Here is a 3,450-nt window from a genome sequence, read left to right as displayed (position 1 = left end):
TCCATGTCAAGCCTTCACATATATATTCAAATCAGCTTCAAAGCACTATCTGAAAAATTAACTTTCATGTGTCCAAAATATTGACGTAGATCCATACTACGAATACTAGAAGGGTATTGTATTGTTTTAAAATTATTCTTATGTGGACATATCTTTACCTTCATATACTTTTTCTTTCTTTAAATTGCTTTAATGATGCAACAATAAGAAAGCTTACAATAACTAACAACACCCATGAACTCACCTTTCCTAAATGAACAAGGCTCCAAGCGTCGGTTTGATTTGGATATTTCCACGCTCCAAGGAAGGTTGCAATGTTTTCGGCAATCCATATAAAAAAGCCTATAAGTATAAAAGAAAGCGCTAGTGGCATACGATGCTGGAAACCATTAACCTCGTACGTAACCCACGTTTTCCAAAATACAACTATCACTAATACAGCTAAAAACCACCGTATATCCACCCAATAATGATGCGTAAAGAAATTCAAATAAATAGCTGCTGCTAAAGGCACTACGATTAAAAACGACGGCCATTTAACTAGATTAACTTTTAACCTTCTCCATGCCTGACATAGATAACTCGCTACACTGGCATACATGAAACCACTATAGAGAGGTACACCTAAAATCTTAAAATATCCTTCTTCTGGATATGACCACGATCCCATATGCACTTTAAAAATTTCTAGTGCTAGACCAATGATGTGAAACAACGTGATAACCTTTAGTTCATCTTTTGTTTCAAGGCCAAAATATACCATCAACCATTGCATCAAAAGAAATATAATGAGTAACCAGTCATACCTTGGGAGAATTGGTAATGAAACTATTTGCGTAATTGCCAGCGAGGCAAATATGACGACTGGAAACAAACATGAAAGTGCCTGTTCCCAACCAAAATGAAAAAGCTGTTTAAACGAACTAGCAAATCTTACTTTCAACGTTCTAAATGGCATTTCATTTTGATTTATTAGGCTCATAAGTAACTCCCTTTTGTGGAACCTGCTTCATCGTTACGAAGAAAGTTCTTTATCAAATTTCATTTTCTCCCGATCTTTATTGGAAGACAAATGGATTCGTTCTAAGTTAATTTTGACTGACTTCTTCATCACTTATATATTCTAAAATATCTCCTGGTTGGCAATCTAAGGCTTTACAGATTTCATTGAGCGTTGAAAGCCTAATCGCTTTTGCTTTACCATTTTTTAATATAGAAATATTAGACATAGTGACTCCTACCTTCTCTGATAGCTCCGTCACACTCATTTTCCTTTTCGCCAACATGACATCAATATTTATAATAATTGCCATTATTTTCACCTCAGACTGTTAAATCATTTTCTGCTTTTATTTCTATAGCCTTTTGCAAAAGTCTTTGGAGAACAGAAGAAAAGACTGCAACAGCTAATGATGCACCTATAATGATTACACCTATTAAAATAAGACCCGGTGCATCATCCCACTCCGCTATAACATAGACTAATGGTAGAGCTACACCATATAGGACACTGATTAATTTTGCGCTATTCTTTATCTTCTTTAGAGCGATTACCGAAATAGAAGAAAATGCTTGATCCTTTTCAATGTAGCTTAATAATTTTAGTGTTTGATACAATCCTAAATAAAATGGTATTGCAGATATATACATAATTAATAAAATACTTAGTACAATATAGCCTAACGTATCCCCATTTACTGCATGCTCAATCGCTTCACCAACTATTCGTGGCAACGCTAATATACATAAAGCAAGAACCGGAATTCCCATAATAATCACAATTATTTTTAAAAATAAGGTAGAAACTTGTTTCATAAATTAACACCTCGCATGTTTTTATAAATTGATTTTAGCAGAGTATTTATTGTAAATCAATAAATAATTATTGATTCTGATAATATTATTGTTGTTTAGTAGTTGTTGAATACAAAAAGAAAAAGCATTCCTTAATGAAGAAATGCTTTTGGGCATACTATTAAGTTTGTAAAATGAATTTAAAATTTTTTAAAACGAGTTTACATAGTAACTAATTGCCATAAAAATAAAGAAGCTGAAAGTCATCATTATGTTTAGTATGATTAATAGTATGTTCTTATTTAATGCAGCAAAGACAATACCTAATGGTCCTAAAATAAACACTAACATCCAAAATGGACTACTAATCTGGAAACCGATATTTGGTACCCATAATAATAAACACATGATAATACAAGTCCACGATAACGTTTTATAATCTTTTAGCCTTTCCAAATTTTCACCACTTTCGTTTCTGGATAATAATTCAGTAACACCTATTAACTATTTTCATTACAATATAGAGTTTAACATATAAAGTAATAAAAGGTTGTTATTAACATATAAATTTTTAAATTTAGTATGGGATTAATCATTTAAATGTTAGATAAGTAAAGTCCATGATTAATATTCATTTTGATGTTATAAAACTTATACACTAGTTTATTTTTGAAACAATTTTATTTATAACAAAATAAACCACAGCAGAAAAGGTACCGGAAATTGTAGCAAAGTTCATTATTCCTTCAGTAAAAATTGATGGGTCAAAAATAATCCCATAGGGTAATATAAATGCTATCCCAAATAAAACGTGGAACATAAATGATACTAGTCTTTTATGCTGATAATTCGGTTTTCTGCTTAGATAATCGGACAGTGAAGAAGTTAAAATGCCGTAGGTAAATATTAGAGGGGGAGCATAAAGAGCATACATAAATACATTTTGAAAATAAGTGAACTCAGGAAAAACAGGAAGTATTATAGGTAGTAAAAAAGCTAAGACTCCAGATGTAATAAATGCTACAGTAACTTTGGGAAATTTCATTTTTTCTCCTTCTCTCTGTATAAATTCGTTTAGATAGCTTTATAAACATAACAGTCACCGCACTGAAATCAAAGGATTTTTTTAGTATATAGATTTAGAAAAATAAAGAAAATTAATTTATGGTTTTATAAACGCTGAATACAAATTAAAAATTAGCATAAATTTTACGACTTATAAGAATTAACCAAACCTTTTTTTGGAATATTTAACATATTTTAATTTTAACAGATGTATTTTATGGTATATTTATATGTAGATTAATTACAGGAGGTTTTTTTATGTTAATTAGACTAGGACTCGCTTTTCTGTTTTTTTTCTCCGGCTTTCTTATAGTTGACATTGTAAAAGGTAATGGCATTGAATTAATAGACATAATTGGGAGTGCGGTAATATTTACAATTGTTGGCCAAGCAGTAATGTACTTATTTCGTTCTTCTAAAAAAAAAGCTGAGACCAAACACCATTAATATAGTACATTGCACTCTTTAAACAATTATAATCTAGCTACTGAAGGTGTAGTGGATCTACGTCAATATTTTGGACACATGAAAGTTAATTTTTCAGATAGTGCTTTGAAGCTGATTTGAATATATATGTGAAGGCTTGACATG

At 30.8% G+C, this 3,450-nt stretch carries 6 protein-coding genes; 1 reads left to right on the top strand and 5 read right to left on the bottom strand.

The features are described from left to right. Nucleotides 1–160: 160 nt before the first annotated feature. The 5 genes from GGQ92_RS16185 to GGQ92_RS16165 all read right to left on the bottom strand — a co-directional run bounded on the left by GGQ92_RS16185 (nt 161) and on the right by GGQ92_RS16165 (nt 2,839). Nucleotides 161–958, bottom strand: coding sequence for a DUF817 domain-containing protein (locus tag GGQ92_RS16185; RefSeq protein ID WP_184251342.1), 798 nt, complete (start codon nt 956–958; stop codon nt 161–163). Nucleotides 959–1,088: 130 nt separating this feature from the next. After that, the gene (locus tag GGQ92_RS16180) at nt 1,089–1,313 is read right to left on the bottom strand and encodes a helix-turn-helix domain-containing protein (RefSeq protein ID WP_184251338.1); all 225 of its coding nucleotides are present in this window, start codon (nt 1,311–1,313) and stop codon (nt 1,089–1,091) included. 10 nt (nt 1,314–1,323) lie between these two features. Then, entirely contained in the window at nt 1,324–1,815 is a 492-nt protein-coding gene (locus GGQ92_RS16175; RefSeq protein WP_184251336.1) for a DUF2975 domain-containing protein, read from the bottom strand. A gap of 189 nt (nt 1,816–2,004) precedes the next feature. Then, a complete protein-coding gene (locus GGQ92_RS16170) occupies nt 2,005–2,250 on the bottom strand; it encodes a hypothetical protein (protein ID WP_246384571.1) in 246 nt (81 codons plus the stop codon). A gap of 202 nt (nt 2,251–2,452) precedes the next feature. Further along, nucleotides 2,453–2,839, bottom strand: a complete 387-nt coding sequence (locus GGQ92_RS16165) for a hypothetical protein (RefSeq protein WP_184251334.1) — start codon at nt 2,837–2,839, stop codon at nt 2,453–2,455. A gap of 278 nt (nt 2,840–3,117) precedes the next feature. Between GGQ92_RS16165 and GGQ92_RS16160 the strand changes: the two genes are divergently transcribed. Continuing rightward, nucleotides 3,118–3,306, top strand: coding sequence for a hypothetical protein (locus tag GGQ92_RS16160; protein ID WP_184251332.1), 189 nt, complete (start codon nt 3,118–3,120; stop codon nt 3,304–3,306). Nucleotides 3,307–3,450 lie beyond the last annotated feature (144 nt).

Source organism: Gracilibacillus halotolerans (assembly GCF_014206945.1).
Taxonomy (GTDB): Bacteria; Bacillota; Bacilli; order Bacillales; family Amphibacillaceae; genus Gracilibacillus; species Gracilibacillus halotolerans.
The sequence above is the reverse complement of the archived record's forward strand: the minus strand, read 5'-3'. Positions and strand labels throughout refer to the sequence as shown.

What these genes read in the sequence shown, in the direction of transcription:
- GGQ92_RS16185 (WP_184251342.1), bottom strand. Translation starts at nt 958, where the DNA reads ATGCCATTTAGAACGTTGAAAGTAAGATTTGCTAGTTCGTTTAAACAG.
- GGQ92_RS16180 (WP_184251338.1), bottom strand. Translation starts at nt 1,313, where the DNA reads ATGGCAATTATTATAAATATTGATGTCATGTTGGCGAAAAGGAAAATG.
- GGQ92_RS16175 (WP_184251336.1), bottom strand. Translation starts at nt 1,815, where the DNA reads ATGAAACAAGTTTCTACCTTATTTTTAAAAATAATTGTGATTATTATG.
- GGQ92_RS16165 (WP_184251334.1), bottom strand. Translation starts at nt 2,839, where the DNA reads ATGAAATTTCCCAAAGTTACTGTAGCATTTATTACATCTGGAGTCTTA.
- GGQ92_RS16160 (WP_184251332.1), top strand. Translation starts at nt 3,118, where the DNA reads ATGTTAATTAGACTAGGACTCGCTTTTCTGTTTTTTTTCTCCGGCTTT.